This window comes from Rhodopirellula sp. MGV (assembly GCF_002251265.1).
Taxonomy (GTDB): Bacteria; Planctomycetota; Planctomycetia; order Pirellulales; family Pirellulaceae; genus Stieleria; species Stieleria baltica_A.
Map to the genome: position 1 here is coordinate 26,280 of NZ_NPDI01000056.1, position 18,286 is coordinate 44,565.

General features: G+C 54.5%; 7 protein-coding genes. 6 read left to right on the forward strand and 1 reads right to left on the reverse strand.

Annotated elements, in window-relative coordinates; all coding sequences use genetic code 11:
• The first annotated feature begins 35 nt into the window (after positions 1–35).
• From CGZ80_RS20485 to CGZ80_RS20510, 6 genes are all read left to right on the forward strand, one after another.
• A complete protein-coding gene (locus CGZ80_RS20485; protein ID WP_094417551.1) occupies positions 36–1,496 on the forward strand; it encodes a type II secretion system protein in 1,461 nt (486 codons plus the stop codon).
• Positions 1,496–2,962: a Tfp pilus assembly protein FimT/FimU gene (locus tag CGZ80_RS20490; RefSeq protein ID WP_094417552.1), complete on the forward strand. Its 1,467-nt coding sequence runs from the start codon at positions 1,496–1,498 to the stop codon at positions 2,960–2,962. The genes CGZ80_RS20485 and CGZ80_RS20490 overlap by 1 nt, the downstream gene beginning before the upstream one ends.
• Positions 2,959–4,524: a hypothetical protein gene (locus CGZ80_RS20495; protein WP_094417553.1), complete on the forward strand. Its 1,566-nt coding sequence runs from the start codon at positions 2,959–2,961 to the stop codon at positions 4,522–4,524. Before CGZ80_RS20490 ends, CGZ80_RS20495 begins: the two co-directional genes overlap by 4 nt.
• A 136-nt stretch (positions 4,525–4,660) precedes the next feature.
• Positions 4,661–12,298, forward strand: a complete 7,638-nt coding sequence (locus CGZ80_RS20500; protein WP_143544054.1) for a hypothetical protein — start codon at positions 4,661–4,663, stop codon at positions 12,296–12,298.
• Positions 12,295–14,835 carry a prepilin-type N-terminal cleavage/methylation domain-containing protein gene (locus CGZ80_RS20505; RefSeq protein WP_094417555.1) on the forward strand — a complete coding sequence of 847 codons (2,541 nt, stop codon included), beginning with the start codon at positions 12,295–12,297 and terminating at the stop codon, positions 14,833–14,835. The genes CGZ80_RS20500 and CGZ80_RS20505 overlap by 4 nt, the downstream gene beginning before the upstream one ends.
• A gap of 28 nt (positions 14,836–14,863) precedes the next feature.
• Positions 14,864–15,322 (forward strand): hypothetical protein, encoded by a 459-nt coding sequence (locus CGZ80_RS20510; protein WP_094417556.1) that lies wholly within the window; start codon positions 14,864–14,866, stop codon positions 15,320–15,322.
• A 1,013-nt stretch (positions 15,323–16,335) separates the two neighbouring features.
• Here the strand turns inward: CGZ80_RS20510 and CGZ80_RS20515 are convergent.
• Positions 16,336–17,958: a phytoene desaturase gene (locus tag CGZ80_RS20515; RefSeq protein ID WP_143544055.1), complete on the reverse strand. Its 1,623-nt coding sequence runs from the start codon at positions 17,956–17,958 to the stop codon at positions 16,336–16,338.
• Positions 17,959–18,286: the final 328 nt, after the last annotated feature.

Below are 18,286 nucleotides of genomic sequence, written 5' to 3' on the forward strand. Positions count from 1 at the left end.
ATTAAGGCGAAGGCAACTAAGTACGGAAGTCAATCATGGTTCAGCAAAATCCTTATTGCGATGCGAAGCGGAGCGGTTTCACGCTCGTTGAGTTGCTTGTCGTAATCACCGTTATGGTGACGCTTGGCGGAATGCTGACCTATGCGCTGGCTTCCGCGGAAACTGACGCACGTGTGAAGCGTACCGAAGCGGATGTCGTGACGATCGGTCAAGTCTTGCAGCGACACGTCAACGATGTTGCGCTGTCCAAGATGAATTTGGTTTACGGTGCCCCCAGCAGTGTCACGGCAAACGCAACCGGCCCAGGTAGTCCGGCCACGGCGAACTATCCCTTGAGCCGAGCGGCTGCCGTTCCTTTCATCCTCTTCGAGTCTGCCGAGAAAGCGAGGCTGATCCTTGCCGCCCGCCGCGACATGCTTCGCATGGTCTTACCTGAATGCCAAGCAGACTTGCTGTACCCACCTGCGAGTCTGCAATTTCGAACCCGGGCGGAACCACCCATTGGCAGCAGTGGGGCAAGCGTCCAATACCATCCAAACGTAGCGCAACTGAGAGCCCCCAATCAATGGAACCAAATGCGAACACTGCTTGGGTTGCTCTCTGCCGACACAATCGACACCCGATGGCGCACCAGCAATCCAGGGTTCAATCCCGCTTCTGATCCGAAAGTCGACGCGATTCAATTGGCCGGCAACGCGACTTTTGAAGCACTGCTTCGCCAGAAGACAGACGGCACTGCGATGACCTGGACTCGTGAGCACGAGTCTGCCGAGTGCCTGTATCTCATTCTCGCGACGACGGAACTATTTAACGGCAAAGCAATTGATCAAATCCCGTCGTCGCGAATCGTCGACACCGATGGCGACCAAGTACCGGAGATCGTTGATGCGTGGGGGCAGCCTTACGTTTTCATCCGGCAACCAATCTCTCTTGAAACTCCTGTCATCAAGAATTTCAACTCCACAGCTGCAGCGACAGAACAATATCGAATCGATCCAGATCCGTTGGGTTTGCTCAATAGCGACTTTCGGTATCTCGCCTCTGTAAGAGATGCGACGTTGTCAGTTCCAGACTCTGCTTACCAACCAATCTACTTACCCCCGGTTGTCATCAGCAGTGGCATCGACAAGGAATTCGGGATTCGCACCTCGTTCGTGGATACGGACAGAGATGGAACTCCTGAAGAAGGCGTTTCAAGGTCTTACAGTTCATCGGTTGTTCAGCTGCCACAACCAATTGGGCCAACATATTCATACACTGACCCACGGACGAACGTTTCGTATTCAGTACCCGTGTGGAGATACCCGGACCCCTACTTCAATGTTTCAAGCGTACCAGCGAACACGACGGGGGCACACGTGCTGCAAGCAGGTGGAATCGTCAAGGCCAAGGGGTTTGTAAACTCATCCAGCGTAGTCGAATACCAAGGGTTAGGTGCAACTCTTGATAAAGAGACAGCTGCCGACAATATCACCTCACTCGATGCGGGATTCTAATGCGACGTCGTTACAGCAAATCGAAACGCAGCGTCGCCTTCACGCTTGTGGAGTTGTTGATTGCGTTGACCATCGCATCAATCTTGACGTTGATCGCGTTACCGACGCTGAAAGACAGCATGCGACAAAACTCACTTAGCCGAGCGGCTTCGCTGGTTAAGGGTGCATTCATCAACGCGCGAGCTCAAGCCATCCAGACGGGCAGACCGTTTGGAGTTGTTCTTGAACGTCGCCGCAATCGAATTGGCGATGGTACTGCAAACAACCTGGACTTTACCGCAGCGAATTACGCGACACGATTGTATTACGTGCAATCGCCAATCGAGTACCGCGGAGATACCGTTGATGCCAAGTGCTATCCAGTGTTCAACACAAACCCGGGCAGTAACGCGAATTACCCGACATCGCAGTTCCCACAAATCCCACGCCTATTCTTTCCACAGAGTGCGGCCGGAATTCTTTATGCATCCGCCGTTAATAACACGGCAGCCTTGAACTTGATTCGTGTGGGGACCCGCTTTTCTCTCGATGGCTCTGGTTACGTTTTTGAAATCACAGGACTAACTCAAGTCACTACCTATTCGTCCTCCGTAGTCACCCCTGCGTTCACCATCTCTGAACCAGGGACGTTGGTGGATTTCAATGTAGTCGGTTTTTCACCGGAATCGTCCCAACGCCCCGCCGAGCTCTGGAACATCAACCCAGCTGCGTATCTGTCAACATTCCAGCAGTTGAAGTTCCCAATGGAGCTGGAACCGTTTGCACCAATCGAATTCCGATTTCGCACCTCACCAATCCCGGCTCCACTTGCTCCTGTTGCGTTGATGGGCAAAACGGTTGTTGACCTTTCGATTTCAGGAACGGCGACGGAACCGATGAAGTACGGCGCGCAAAGCATCGTCGACTACGATCAAACGCAAGGGATTCCTTCGCTCGCTGCGGATGCGCTTCTGCATAACGTTGCGGTTATGTTCGCCCCCGATGGCAGTGTCGAAGGTGTGTACAGCGACCAACGCACACCCTTGTATCCACCTGGCAGCGACCCAATCGCTGGATTCACGATTATTCGGGATACGCCAGCGTCCACGATCAGCTTCAATGTTGGGTACGTGGACGGGATCTTAGACAACATCGACGACGGTGCGAGATACACGGGTGACATCACGGGAACCGTGTACCGAACGGGCGCCAATGACCCAGCACACTTGCGGCCGCTGCCTCCGGCAACGCTTGACGAAACGAATCTAAAAAAGACGCCGAATTTTGCAAACGCTGACTGCGCCTGGATCTCAATTCAGCCACAAAGCGGAACGATCTCACTTGATTCAGTTGCAACGCAGCCATTGCTTGGACATCTGCAAACCTACTACTCGGATTTGGTTAGTGGCAGCCAAAGCGCACGTGACGTGATGGCAATTCGAGTTCGGCAATCTCGGCGACTCGGAACAGCGGGAACAGTGCAATGAGCCATACAGCGAAGCTAATTCATCGCGATCAATCATCCGTTTTGAAGCGTTCCGGTCTGTCGATCATGGAGGTGCTCTTTGCGATTGGCGTTTTAACAATCGGATTGATGGGCGTCGCATTTATGCTTCCCGTCGCGACCAACAACGCGTCATCCTCGCTCCGAGATGATCGTACCGCAGAAGAATTAAACAACGCGATTGCGAAAGAGATCGCGAGTCTCGGCAAGGGAATCACTCACTTGGTTGGAGCGGAGAATTCTAAGAATACTCCCGCATTCTTCACCGCCTCGCCACGGCCAACCGATGCCGGGTTTGACACGACCGGACAACGTTTTTTTGACATCCCAGTCAGTCAACTGCCTTCTGCGTTCTGCATTGACCCTTGGTTTCTGAACGCAGCCAACTGCCTGCGAAACAACGTTTCCTCCGCAGCTGTAAACGGATATGACCGTACGTTCTTTCCGTGCTATGACCGAAATTATGTACCATCGGTCAGCCCCGCAGATCCAATTGCGAACTCCCTAGCCGGAGCGATGGAATGGACGTGGAAAGGTCGGAACCTGAAATGGAACACCCCAAGATTCACTCGTGTCGCGTTGCCTGCGGATATGCCAAATGCGACTTCAGGGTTGGCCATGTCACGCAGTACTGCGACAAGCGACGATGACTTCTCAGTCGTTGTGAACAAGGATTCGACCGTTGGCGCGGGGCTGTTTCTACAACGGAGTGGGCATAGCGAACTGACTCGTATGCGGTCGCTCACCCGCCCAACTGAGACAGGACGTTTCTCGTCGATGGTAATGATGAGTCGTGCGGGGGCACAAAGCAGTGTTTACAACGCCGCTGTTGTCACCATGCAAGACCGTGATGTTGTCATTCTTCCGAGAGAAGGCGTGTCTGCAACGGGTGACGACATGAAACACCAGCTTGCACCCTATGCTCACACCACAGCTGGACCGAACGGTGGGAGAATACTCGACGAGCATCGTTTGTATGATGCCGAGGTGATGGGGTATGTGACCTATGCCCCAAGACCGTTCGTCCGCAGCAACGGCGGTGAGTTCATTTTCCGAACTTCACAATTCACCAAACCAGACGTCAAAGAGGGCGGGTGGGTTTGCCTGATTCGGCAGGAATATCCGATGGACTCCTATCCGGCCAGTCCACCGAGTACCGAGTATCGGAGCGAATTACTGACACCGACAGGTCGCTATCCAGTATTCGACAGTGCTCCACGGGGCCAACTTCACTTCAATTGGTATCGGATCACCGCCGTCGTAAGCGGCCCCAACCTTGATACAAACCTTGGCGTGTACGACACACAAATCGCGGTGAGAGGCCCTGATTGGGTTTTCCACCCAAGTCAGACGCAAGTTCCCAGCGGTGGTGGAGGCACTATGTATGGTCCACCGTACCCAGCCGCAGGAGTCACACCGACGGTGTCAGCAGCAGACCCGTTGGTTTACGACTTCTCCGGAACCGGGCACCCTGACTTTGGAACGATTGTCGTCGTGATGCCAGACGTCATAAGTGTTTCGCAATTCCTATTCGAATTTGAATAGCCCCGATTCCAAACAACTGCATTAAGCGTTGGTCGAACATTGCCTGCGTCACTAAGAAAGTGATGTGGCACCCTTTATCAAGTTGACTGTTGAGGAGCGAAAAGGCCTTTTCTTCACGCCTTTCGCATAAAGCAAAATGTCTATGAACCCACACAACAAACGATCCGGAATTGTATTGCTGATTGTCCTCGGCATGCTCTCTCTGTTCACCGTGTTAGTGGTTAGCTTTGTTGTCTTCAGCTCACAGATGGCGAGAACATCAGCTGTCAACAAACTGCAGAAGGAATCTGAGATCCCGATTGACGAAGCGATGACGTCAATCATTACCAAAGTTATCTCGGGGACGACGAACCCTCGCTCAGCATTGCTTGGCGAAAGCTTGCTTGAAGACCTGTACGGAATCGATGGCTTGCAACTCCGCGTTGGGCACCGCCGCGGAGCCGTCACTCGAACGAACCTTCCCCTCACACCAACGATCCCAGGCGGAATGCTGCTCTTGCCGCGTTCCGCAAGCGGGATTCCAGAAACGACACTCTTCAAGTTCCCAACCAATCTGGTTCAGTGGTTCGATGATGGAGCCACGGTTCTCGCCGCATCTCCTGGTGCTCAAGAACTATCACCTGTCAGCACTGACCAATTTCATGTTCAAGTGCGTCCCGATTTAGATGACGTATTTGCTGGTCGATTGGTCACCTTTGATGCAGGACCGCTAGCAGGTGTTACTTTTCGAGTGATTCGATCGTTCGGAAATCGAATGGGTGAACCGCCAACAGCGCGGGACGCGAATCCTGAACCTAGGATCTTCAATACTCCTGCATTTCAACTCCCAGCTCTGACTCATGCAGACTACAACAATGCCTCGCTCTACACAGTCGAGGAATATAACCTTTCCGGTTGCTTAGTCGTTGACCTTTCCGAACTCGAAAGCGAAACCGTTGTCGTTGATTCTCGCAGCAGATCAGTTTATGAGATCGCTGACTTGTATCCGAATGCGTTGCTGTACTCCCCCGGCCCCGACGGTCTGCCAGGCGTTGCCTATGTGGATGACGATGGGGACGGAGTCGTAGACAATGCAAGTGAATATGGGTGGCCTAGCTCAGATGACTATGGCTATCGGTTCAAGGTTAACGGTGTGCCATTCAACGGGCGTGGCAAAAACCCGACAGCATTGACCGGGCTGCTAGCAGCGAATCCACTCGGAGCTCCCGTTCAAGTCGATCTTGCCGCCGACGCAGAATTGACGCTCAATCCATCCTTAGTCCCACCGACAACCCGTGCTGGTAACGCTGGCGGAATCGGATTCTTGCCTGAGCCCGATGAACAGTGGGATGGTGCCGGACTCGAAAACCTCTGGCTTGCCTGGCAACCGAGTGACCACCGCCGAGTTTACAACTCCACGATTTATGGTGGTGCCAATGCGGCAGATCTGAACCGCAATCTTGGCTCGAATGTCATCCCGTCATTCCACCGGCCATCAGTCGTCAACTACCTGATGAATGCGCCGATCTACCTACCCGGTGAAGACCCGACAACGGCCCCAACGCGAACGTTCTTTACGATCAGGAACAGCCCGGTTTTCAGTACGCCGGAAGAGGACCATCGGCGTCTTGCGTATCTGGTGCAGCGTCTTCGCCGCGCAGTTCCGCGTCCCCTAAACTTTTCTCATTTTGCTTTCACAAATACAAACAGTGACCTGAACGGGGACGGAATCCCATTTGATGGCGCGCCGGGGTTCAGTGGATCCAACAATGTTCCGATTTTAAACCTGCCGATCGATCTATCACGTGACATCAGTACGGCTGCCGGCTTTCAAGCTGTCGCCAATGACATCGAACGTCTCGCAGTTTGGCTTGTGAACGGCCCATGGGATGTCGACAACGACGGCGATGGTTTACCGGACAGCATTTGGATTGACCCCGGACTCTCCAACGTCAAAGCTCCCGATGGAACGCTGATCCGGCCCTTGGTCGCTTTGCTGATCGAGGACATGGATGGGAAAGTCAACCTCAACTATCATGGGAGCTACTCACATCTCGCAGAGTTAACCCTAGTCGACGGTCCTATCGATACAGACGGCACGGGAACACCAACTGCACGACGACTTTACAACGGCGCGAATTCATTCTTGTCGGCAGCGACAGCGCTCGACTCGTTCGGTTTCGGAGGTGGTATCGGGCCTGCAGAGGTCAACTTCCTACATCTCTTCTCAGGAATTGACCCGACTGCCAACCTGCCTGGCTCCTACCCCAACACCTACAACGGCGCACTGAATGTCAGCCAGATCGCGCTGAGCCAGCAGAGACGCCAGCAGCTGTCGCTAGCCTTTACCGCACGTCCCATTCCTTGGATGTCTTTTGACAACGTGTTTACCCAACGGCCAGCAGATGGCACGATGGGTGTACTGCGTTCTACCTATGGAAACGTGCTGAACCTACGGTATGGCGGAAAACTATACGACTTCCTAGGAAATCAAGTCGCGTCCTATCCGGCAGCATCTGAAACCAAATTCCCTGCTGCTGGTGACTACAACGCAGCCGGTACTCTGACTAGCTTGATGTCCAGGATTCCGTTCCCATCACGAACTCCAATCGGAGTGGTTGGGACGCCAACGGTACCAACCGTTCCCTACACGAATCCAGGCGATGCGTTCAATCAATACTCACCTGCCGGACGTCCGATGGATATGGCAGGTGTAAGCAAGACTCGCAAGAGCTTTAGTGGTCATCAACAGTTTTCGAACCCGATCGTCTCAAACGATGTTGCCAATCAGCCCTACGAATTTGGCTCGACGGAGGCATACGACGACGACGCCCCATTCACAGCCGCTGAGTATATCGACTTCATCGAAAAGGGGCCGCTTAATGGTCGACTCTCAGAACTTCTCAGCGATGCAGTCACGCGCAACAAAGCTATCCGCAATCTGATTGCGACAGAAAGCCGAAGCCTCGAATCCCCAGAACTGCCAGGCGAATCGAGCTTCCTTCAACTTCTGGGATCGAAATTAGTTTTGCCTGGAGCTTCGTCTCAAATCCAGCTCGGCTTTCAACAGTCACATATCGATCGCATGGTGGCCGTGGAACTGAGAAAGGGGCAAAAGCTAAACCTCAATCGTCAGCTCGGAAACGGGCAAAACGATAACCCATCGAACACAAATATCTCGATGCGTTATCCCGCGCTGAACCAGACTGATGACTATCTAGAAACCGAAGTTCAACAAATTGCCGGAACCGCAAACGCCACGCCAAACAACCGTCGTTCCAACGAACGCGCTTTCCCACAAGTCGGCGTCGCGAACTCCGATGCGGCCGCTTACAACGCGAACTACAGTCCCCAACACTATCAACAAGCCAATTACGGCTCGACGGACTTTGACGGCCTCGATACCGATGGCGACGGGATCCTTGATTTCGGTACTCAATTTGACCTCGACAATGACGGAAATCCTGACGAGTACCTAAAGATCGCAACTGGCGAAGAACTATTAGCACGACATCTGTATGTGCTGATGTTTACGCTAATCATGGATGCCAATCCAACCTATGACTCAGCAACTCCATACGACATCACAAGTACCGAGTTTGTCCCAAACTTCCCCTACCCGAGTCCTGGGCAATTCACAAACATCGAAGCACGCAATCGGTATGTCGCTAGGAAGCTGGCACAGTGGGCGGTCAACACAGTCGACTATCGTGATACGAATGTTGCCTGCACACGACTGAGATATGATCCCAATCCGTTCGATGGTTTCGATCCCGTCGTTGCCGCGCGGAATACCGTCTGGGGAATGGAACGCCCCGAGCTGGAACTCACAGAAGCCATCGCGTTTCATGACAAACGTCTAAAACGCAATCTCCAAGAAACCGGGACAGAAGCAGATCAAATCGCGAATGATGAAGATAGTAACCCAAGCGATGCGCTCGAACCTGACTTCGATATGGACCAGTTCCGCATCCCGTTGGCATCTGGGTACATCGAACTGCACTCGTTGCGCGACCCTGTTAGCGGTGGTTACCTAACGGCAAACCCTCCATACATCCCAGCGAATACCCGATCCGGCACCGCTCAGGAAAGTCTTCCGCGAGAGCTCTATACCAACGGACGGCTTGATCTCGGACGGATTGCCGGCGGGATCGTGACCGTGGGCGGAACGAACATCGACCTACGTTCGCCAGTCTGGCGAATCGCGGTTAGCGAACCGACTGGCAACGACCACGAGAAAAGCACCCGCTGGCTCTTCGACGCGGAACGCATCCATCATCTGGGTACTTCCGCTGGTTCAGGCCGAGGCCAAATCGAGGAAGTACGGTACCTACGGTCGCTAAACCCAGGTGATTGGACAAGTCCGGCAGACATCGACACAGCACTGACGGACGCCAGAGATCTATGGCGAGAAGGCCAAAAGTACAGCGCTGAGATTTCGAATGTGCCACGACCAGCAATCGCCGGTACCGAAGTCGTTCGGTTGGCAGACGGAAACTTCGATCCAGACGTTTCTGGCGGAGCAAACCTCCACGACGTGCAACTCGAACGCTTTGTTTGGTTTGCACAGCTTGCTCCCAACGACAACTCCGCGCCAAACGGATTGGAAATCCTCCGCAACATTCGCGGTGGTGGGATGCGGCTAAACAATGTGTACTTCAATCGGCTAGACCGCCAAGCACCAAACGATACCACGCTTGCGATCAACGCAACGCCACAATTGGCGCCGGGCGGATATGCGGTCGTGGGGCCCCGTGCATCAACGATCCTCGGGCAAACATCGGACTCGAATATCCTTTCTTCGCCGATGTACGAGTACCACCCGGTGAACCAGCGTTTCGAGTTTGCATTAATGGGTGCTGGTCAATTTCGACTGAACTACTTCGGGTTAAACGGCACAAACCCGCTGACGCCACGCTACATCGCTGACAACGCCAACGCGTACCATGTGAAGCATGTCCTGCCGCTCATTTGCGAGTCTTTGATGCCTCATGAAACAGGTGCAACGGGAACAATTGCGGCGGGTTGGAATACGTACCTTTCCAACAACGCCGGACGCACCGTTGACATGGGATTCAACATCAGCGCCCCGCTGCCTGGACCGCTGTATTACCCAGCACCTACCGAGTCGATTTTGCCGACCTACCCGCTTACCGATGGCTACGCGGACTACGACGGGACAATGGGAGCAGATCCTGCACCACCGCCAACGAATGGGAGCCATCCAGATGTCCCGTTCGACCACACAGGTGTTGATCTCGATGGTAATGGTTCAATCACCATCGACGAAATGCGTCCGATGCGAAGCAACACCTATGACATCGAGGACACCGCTGGCAACACGCGAACAGTGTTCTGGAACTCGATCGGAACTCACCAAGAAGTTCGCACCGTGTTCCTGCAACGCTTGGCGGATCCAACCAAGCCGTGGCATGCAATCGACAACCCGTATTTGACGGAAGACTTCATACCGATCGACCTCACCACCTACAACGGCGAAGCCGACCCGACGGAGCAAGTTGATCGTGACGGCAATGGAATGCTAGATGACAACTTCGTCGCTGATCAGGGGCGGGTTGTTGCAGGTGGACTTGTCAACGGGACGCTTTTCGATGGAACCGATTTCACGCCACGATTGGCTTTCGATTCTCGCAGGAAAATTCCAGCGGTACAAAAAGATCGTGTTTCAACCCAACTGGTTCGCTCCGTTGGAGCAGCGGACGCGTTGGGGAATTACTCGCGATTCGAGATGGTGCAACGCTCTCCGTATAGTTCCACCTTCAGCGTGCTTCGATCGCAGGCAGTCGTTCCTGGCACTGCGTATTGGAAGTACCAAATCGGCTCGATGTGGCCGGATCAGAACTTCACGGAAACGGGCGAAAAAACGGCCCGTTCAATTGACACGACCTTTGACCTCAGTGATCCAGGTAGCACAGGATTTCCCAATCTAACATTCGACAATCCGACAAGCCAATTTCGCCAGACTCTAGGATTTGTGAACCGCGAATACGGTTACCCGATTCGTTCGGATGGACAGTTCATCTCTGTAACCCAGTCGGGTGTGCCGCTAATTGATCCGGCGTATCTCAGCACCGATATCAACGGAGCATTCGATTTCCAGGTTGGGCAACCTCAAGGAGTTATCTCAAGCTCACTGCCTTGGCTGAACAGAGAGTTCCAGTCTCCGATGGAACTGATGAATGTGCCCGCGACTTCGCGGACGGGGCTGCTGCCAACGTTCACACTTGGCACGCGTTACATTCCGGCACAGACTCGCGAACTTCCAGACAACTTCGGACACTTGCTTGGGTTTGACCGTGGATTTAACTTCCCCGGTCCAGACGCAAACGGCAACAGCATCGACGATGATGCCGAAACCAGCAGCGGCCCACGATATCTCTTGGGAACCAGCCAGGACCAAGACAACTACCGGTTCGAATCGGACGTCGCAAAGTTCTCGGGACGGACCGCAGGCTTCGAACAGATCTTTGACTTTGTTGATACTGGTCCGGTTTATTTCGATAGCCAGCGATGGATCGATCCTAAGAAGGTCATTCACCGGACTGATGCGCAGATCACTGGTGGGTCAGCAGTTTTCCAGACTCGCGCGAGCTACTTCAATCGTGTCGTGACTACACTGCAGCCACCCTATAACTACATCAGCAAGCATCGCTCTCCCGGCAAGGTGAACCTCAACACCACACCGGACTATGTGAGCAAAGGCCCTGGCTTTACGATCCCCAATTCATTCCTTGACCAGGGAGAGTCGCCTGAGCAGCCTCAAAATGCCCCCGCGGCACCTGTCTATCTGTCGTTCAATCCAAATAACGACAATGTCGATGAGGATGGCTTCACGTTGGAATTCCGCAACTCGAATTTGTACGCGAACGGATCCGTCTACCGAGCATTGAATTGGGGAAGTTCAACTCCGTACGAACTTGATACCTATTACGGATCACCCTCGACCTTAGGCGAAAACAACGAGTACGAGCGATCGGTCGATACGAGTTTCGGCCATTCCTTTAAAGCATTCATTGAAAGCCGTCGCGGTTATTCAAACTCCGCACGCGGGACTACCGAACTAGGGAACATCAACCTCGATTGGAGATATCCGACCAGGTTCGCAGGTGTCTTTGCACCAGCGCGTTCCGCAACTCTTGGTAGCGTCCAGCGATTCATGCGGCAAGAAGATGAAACAGGACGTGGCGTTCATCGCCGAACTCAGGATATGGGACTACTACGTCCACACCCTGACTTTAACATGCGTCTGATCACAAATGCGAACCGCACCCTTCACCAAGACGAGACAGCCGGAGCGACGACGCCGTACCAACTGCTCGTAGAAACGGACGCAACCGAGGCTGCGATCAACAACAGCGATGGTAGTGTAAACCTTGCTGATCCGGCGTCCTTCGCAGAGGCGAATGCCGACGCTAGCGTTGGTACGCTTTCCATGTCGATGCTTCGAAGTCGATTGTTCGAGCGTCCGCAAGCGGAACTGCACGAAAGCTATCGTGGCTTGGACCGCGATTCTTACTTCAAGTATCAGGAAGCCTCACGGCTTGCCAACCTAACCTCTTCACACAGCAATGTATTTGTCGTGCGAATGACGGCTAGCTATTTCGTTGTTGACCCAACAACAGGTGCACTCAATGAGGAGTACACCAATAGCACTGGCGAACCACTTCGGCGTAAGAATACCTACGTGATTGATCGTTCGATCCCAGTCGGATTCCTCCCTGGTCGGCCGTCTAACTCATTGAACACCATTATCTATTCGGAGGTGCAGCAATGAGAAAGCGACACCTAGGCTTTACGATTATCGAAGTTCTGATCGCGTTGGCGGCCGCTCTGTTGCTAATGCTCGGATTGACAAAGGCCTACAGCTTGCTTGGCAATCGTATTACGCAACGTCAAGCACAGCTAGATTTGTCAAGTCGACTTCGTGATGTTGCGGTACGTCTTCGGAATGAACTCGAACTGGCAACCTGTCGAATGAAGCCCCCGGCACGCGCTGCCGATGGAGAAGGCTATTTTGTTTATCACGAAGGGCCCTTTACCTCTGCAACGACGGCGCTCGGAAGCACCTCAAACCCGCCACCGCGAGACCCCGAGTTTTTTCGCGATTCCTTCGTTGGCGACATCGACGACTACCTAGCTTTCACGACCCGTGCGAAAAAGGGTAGTCCGTTCGTCGGCTTCATCCCCCGCGGGGTTCTTGAAGCACACCGCTTTGCGTCCAATCCTCCAGGGTATGTAAGGACTGGTGTGAACCACCGACAAGCAACCGAATTAGTACCGTTCTATTCAGAGGTTGCGGAAATCGCGTATTGGCTATCCCCGAGATATCGTCGAGATACAGATGGGACATTGACATACAACTCGGACACCGCTTCGACGGGTCAACCGAATATGATTGACCGGAACGAAGATTTGTTACCGGATCGGATGGACCTGCACCGGAGAGTGCTTTTGGTGCGTCCAGATCTAAACATGACACCCAATGAGATGTTCACTGCGAACGTCGTCAGCGGGTCTGGTGTGAACTTTACGTTAGAAGCTAGCGTCGCAGATGTTCCAACGATCCCATTCCTCACACGTAACAGCAATGGTGACGTACTTATTGTTCCGTTGACACAATTGGCTGGTAACTTCAGTTTTTACCCAAGCTTTAGTGCCAACGCTCCAGTGAGCGGGAATGGGAATATCATCGCGCCCGGAAACTGGTGGGACACCACAGATACCAATGCGGGCAATTACGATTCTCCAGCATGGCTGACTGGACTCGCTCGCGTTCAACAGGTAATGGACCTATCGATTCGACGCGTAACAAATGATTGGAGCACAGCAGCAGGAAGCCGAACCACGGCAATGGCTGGGGCAAACCATTTTGGAATGCCGAGTGCGATCATCGCAGCCAACTCACTCGGAGAACTGACTCGGCCTGAAAACCGATTTGGCTTCGTCCGAATCCCAGCCCCCATTTACAGTGGTCTACCGGGATCATCAATGGCTCAATTGGCGTTGTGCCCACCGCATCGCTATCTGATCAATCATTTTACGTCGACACCGATGCCTCCAACAGGCGTAACAGCAACGGACTATTTCAACGGACCACCCTGGCCGGTGACCTATCCAGCGCAAGCCGATGACGCCAGGCTCGATGGGACGACCACGACGGCTAATTTCGAAAATCCGTTCGGAAAGTTCACTCTGTCTACGTTTCTTCGTCCAGAGTTCGCACTCGCGGACCGAATCGCTGACCATCGTGCTTGGGTAAGTGCTGCTCCGATCTTGCCGACGACTTCACTTCCACGTGCCTCCATCAACCGTGGCGGTTCCGACATTGTGGCGACGGATGTTGTCGGGTTTGATGTTCGCGCTTTCGACCCTTACGCCCCACAGATGGTTTGGGAAGGCCTGGACCAACAACCCGGTATTGCGGGTGACGACGATGGAGATGGTGCCTCTCCCGATGCGGCTCGCCCAGCTACGAGTGGTGTGATCGAGGTCGACGAATTAGGAGCCCCAGGATCCGATGACGAAGTTGCGAACGTCGACAGCTTCCGGATCGCGGAAGCCTTGGTCGATAATGGAACTCGACTTGTCGACGGAAGTTATGATTTCGGAGCCAACGCACGGTCACGATTTGGAGTGGTAAGCCGCGGTAATTTCGTTGACTTAAATTACCTCCGGCTCGCTGGAGGACCGATGCAGGGACTAATTCAATTTAGTACCGGAAACACGGCCGCTCTATCACTCGATAACTTGGGGCAGTTTGAAAGTCCTTTCAGTGGAGTCCAAATCCGGACGCCCATGCCCGCCTTTGTGCCGTTTCCTGACACATGGCAATCGAGCGGACGGTTCATTTTGAACTCTAGTGGTGCGGCTGTGATCTCATCCTTTTACCAACCTGTCTATGACACCTGGACTGACTCCTACTCGTCGGACCTGTTCGACCAAGAGGGGTTTGTGGGAATCGGATCGTTCACTCAGGAACCGTTAAATGCTGGCGGAGCGATCGCCGGGGCGTTCACTGAACGGCGCGTGCCACAAATGAACGTTTCTCAGCAACCCTCAACGGCCAATATGGCATCGAGTAGCAACGTCTTGGCTTCGCGGCGGTGGACGACTCAAAGTAGTTCAGTCTTGCGAACCGGCGACTTTGATGCCGTTGCCGAAGGACGCCATACATTGTCGCCAACGAGTAGCCACCCTTTCGATCTTGATCCACCTATTTCAGTTCCTCTGCGGGCCATTCAAGTGACTATCCGCTTGAACGACTTCTCTGCCGAGACGATCCGGCAGCAGACGGTGATTCAGGAATTTTAGGACGGGTGTTAGTTGCGAGGAACCTCCGATGACGGTACCAAATCCTACGTCGATGCGCTGGATTCTTGCCACCTCCGCGCTGGTCCTACTCGGTACCCTCGCCCGAGCATCCCAGTTCTCTTACTTCTCGTTTCCGCTCGCCCCACGCGAGTTGCGGCCCGATGCCTTGCCGCTTCCCGAAGACGCGCAGCCGTTTTGTTTTGACCCTCAAGCCGCGGTCCTGCTAACCACCGGCCCCGACCTCGCCCCCGGCCGCGCCGGTGAAGACGACGATCTCAACGGCATCGTCGACGACCGAGCCGAAATGGGCGCCGTCCCCAGCGATGATCAATGCATCGCCCCAGCCGACCCCGGCTATCGAGACGCCGCCAAGCAACCGCAGTCGATGACCGTCTCCCGAGGCGCGTTCGTCCCCTGCAACGACAACGCCCAACGCTGGCTGACAACCAACGGCTGGCGAATCGGTGAGTTGCAAGCCACGGAGTAAAAGCAACAAGCCACAGCGAATGAGATGAGCCGCATTCGCGATCGCGAGCGGTTGGGTGTTTTGCCGGAGGTTCGGTTGATGGAGGTGCTGGCTTGGATTGCAAATTGCAAAGTGAACATTGCAAATTGAGAATTGGGGCGAGGATCCAGTAGGCGTCATATCAGCCGCTTTCGCGATAGCGAGCGGTTAGGTGTTTTCGCGAGGGTTCGAGCGTCGCCGTCGTTCGCGGAGCAAGGTGACTGCAGGGGAACCGACGCTAGCGCGTTGCGGCTAATAGCATCCACCAGAGCCGATACGCGCTAGCGTCGGTTTCGTGCCGTCGACAACAAAATCAGCCGCATTCGCGATCGCGAGCGGTTAGGTAAGGTCGCGATGTTCCGAACGTTGCCGTCGTCCCGGAGCAAGGTGACTGCAGGGGAACCGACGCTAGCGCGTTCCGGCTAATGAGGAGCAATCTCTCGTGATTCGTAGTGGACGAAGCGATGAGTCCCTGGACGCTGGAATCGGCACCAACACCACCACAGCGAATGACATCAGCCGCATTCGCGATAGCGAGCGGTTGTGTGTTTTCGAGGGTTTCCGAACGTTGCCGTCGTCCCGGTACAGGGTGACTGCTGGGGAACCGACGCTAGCGCGTTGCGGCTAATGAAGAGCAATCTCTCGTGATTCGTAGTGGACGAAGCGATGAGTCCCTGGACGCTGGAATCGGCACCAACACCAACACAGCGAATTACATCAGCCGCATCCGCGATAGCGAGCGGTTGGGTGTTTTCGCGAGGTTCAGAGCGTTGCCGTCGCTCACGGAACAGAGTGACTAATGGGAAACCGACGCTAGCGCGTTTCGGCTAATGGGAACCTGGGACCCTACGTCGTGGGCGTTGCGATGAGCCCATGGAAAGTGGAGCCACTAAAAAACAATCCAACGCTTTCACATCGCTTGCAGCTGACGCAGTGGCCTGATTGTTTGTCAGGCCGGCAGAATCGGGATCGCCTAAAGGCTAGACTCCAGCGTGCTAGCTTCCGTTGTTGCTTCGGCACGCCGCGGGGGCGAGGCTAGGCTTCGCAGAGACGACTCGGCTCTTGACCTGACGTGAAGCTTTTTCAGGGCAGACCGGAGGCGACATTCCCAGATCTTTCAACAACAGCTTTGTGGTGATCCGGCTGGATTCATAGATCACCGGCAGCCCACTGCCAGGGTGCGTTCCTCCACCGACCAAGTACATCCCGCCGATTTCTTCAAAGCGGTTTCGAGGCCGATTGTGCAACATCTGCCCTAGGTTATGAGCCAAGTTGAACGTCGCCCCGCGATAGATCGCATAGTCACTCTCCCAACTTTGCGGCGTGATCATTCGCTCGGTCACAATTCGATCGCGCACGTCACCCAATCCGATCTGGCCGAGTCGATCGAGCGTCAACTCTCGGAACGCGGGCGCTTGCTCGGTCCAATCGATCGAACCGGTTTGATGAGTCACCGGCACCAACACATACAACGTGCTCTGGCCACGAGGAGCGAGCGTCCGATCGGTCACGCAAGCGTTTTGGACGTAGAACGACGGGTCGTCGCTTAACGAGTGCGTCTGTTCGATTTCGCGTAAGTTGCGTTCGTAGTCGCGGCTGATATGGATGCTGTGGTGCGGCAGATTTTCATAAATGCCGTCGATCCCCAAATAAAGCATGAAGGTGCTGCATGAGAAACGTTTCTTGGCGATCGACTGATCGGACCAACGCTTCCGAGCTTGGTTTGGAATCGTACGGGTGACCCAGTTGGCGAAGTCTGCGTTGACCACGAACGCATCGGCCGTGTACGTCGCCTGGTCGGTGGTCAATGCCTTTAGTTTGCGACCGTCCAATTCGGCGGACTGAACCGATTCGTCGTACCGGAACTTGACTCCCATGTCACGCGCGATCTCTGCCATCCGTTCGCTGACGCGGGCACAACCGCCGATCGGATGCCAAACACCATGCTCGTATTCCAAAAACGACAGAATGCTAAACAAACTGGGACAGTTAAACGGACTCATCCCCAGGTACTTCGACTGGAACGCGAACGCGATGACCAAACGTGGGTCATGAAAGTAGCGTCCCAGTTCGGTACCGAGAGAGCGAAACGGGTGCAGGTGCGGGGCCGCTTCTAACAAACTGGGTTTGACGAAATCGGCTAGGGAGCAAAACGGTGACTCCAAAATCGGACGGAACTTTTCCAGCTTGACCCGATTATCGTTCATGTATCGCCGCAGCGCCCCCACATCGCGAGGCGAGAACTTGGCGATTTGCTGATCCATCGCATCCATGTCGGGCGTGCAATCGAGTTGTCCTCCACCACCAAAGGTCAATCGGTACTGTGGGTCCAGCCGGCGCATCGGGACTTCACGCATCAGGTCAAAACCGACCGAACGGAAGATTTCCTGGAGCACACGTGGGTACAGAAAGAAGGTTGGACCGCAGTCGAACCGGAAACCGTCTTGCTCGATTGCCGAAGTCCGGCCGCCGGGGCGGTCACGTCGTTCCAGCACGGTCACATCGCACCCGGCATGGGCAAGCTGCATGGCGGACGCCAACCCGCCAGGTCCGGCACCGACGATGACGATCTTGCGTTGTTTCACAGTAGACAGGCTCCATGAACCGGTGGAAGTCACCGGAATCGCAGGGTGGGGACACAATGGAAGGCTATAGCATGAGTGCTGGGAGAATTTAGAGGAAGGTCAAGTTGTCCCCGGAGGATGACATCAGCCGCAATCGCGATAGCGAGCGGTTGCGTGTTTTCGCGGGGGTTCGAGCGTCGTCGTCGTCCCGGAGCAAGGTGACTGCTGGGGAACCGACGCTAGTGCGTTCCGGCTAATAGCAGCCACCTGAGCCGATACGCGCTAGCGTCGGTTGCGTGCCATCGACAACAAAATCAGCCGCATTCGCGATAGCGAGCGGTTGGGTGGTTTCGAGGGTTCGAGCGCCGTCGTCGTCCCGGAG

What these genes read in the sequence shown, in the direction of transcription:
- CGZ80_RS20510 (WP_094417556.1), top strand. Translation starts at nt 14,864, where the DNA reads ATGACGGTACCAAATCCTACGTCGATGCGCTGGATTCTTGCCACCTCC.
- CGZ80_RS20500 (WP_143544054.1), top strand. Translation starts at nt 4,661, where the DNA reads ATGTCTATGAACCCACACAACAAACGATCCGGAATTGTATTGCTGATT.
- CGZ80_RS20505 (WP_094417555.1), top strand. Translation starts at nt 12,295, where the DNA reads ATGAGAAAGCGACACCTAGGCTTTACGATTATCGAAGTTCTGATCGCG.
- CGZ80_RS20490 (WP_094417552.1), top strand. Translation starts at nt 1,496, where the DNA reads ATGCGACGTCGTTACAGCAAATCGAAACGCAGCGTCGCCTTCACGCTT.
- CGZ80_RS20495 (WP_094417553.1), top strand. Translation starts at nt 2,959, where the DNA reads ATGAGCCATACAGCGAAGCTAATTCATCGCGATCAATCATCCGTTTTG.
- CGZ80_RS20485 (WP_094417551.1), top strand. Translation starts at nt 36, where the DNA reads ATGGTTCAGCAAAATCCTTATTGCGATGCGAAGCGGAGCGGTTTCACG.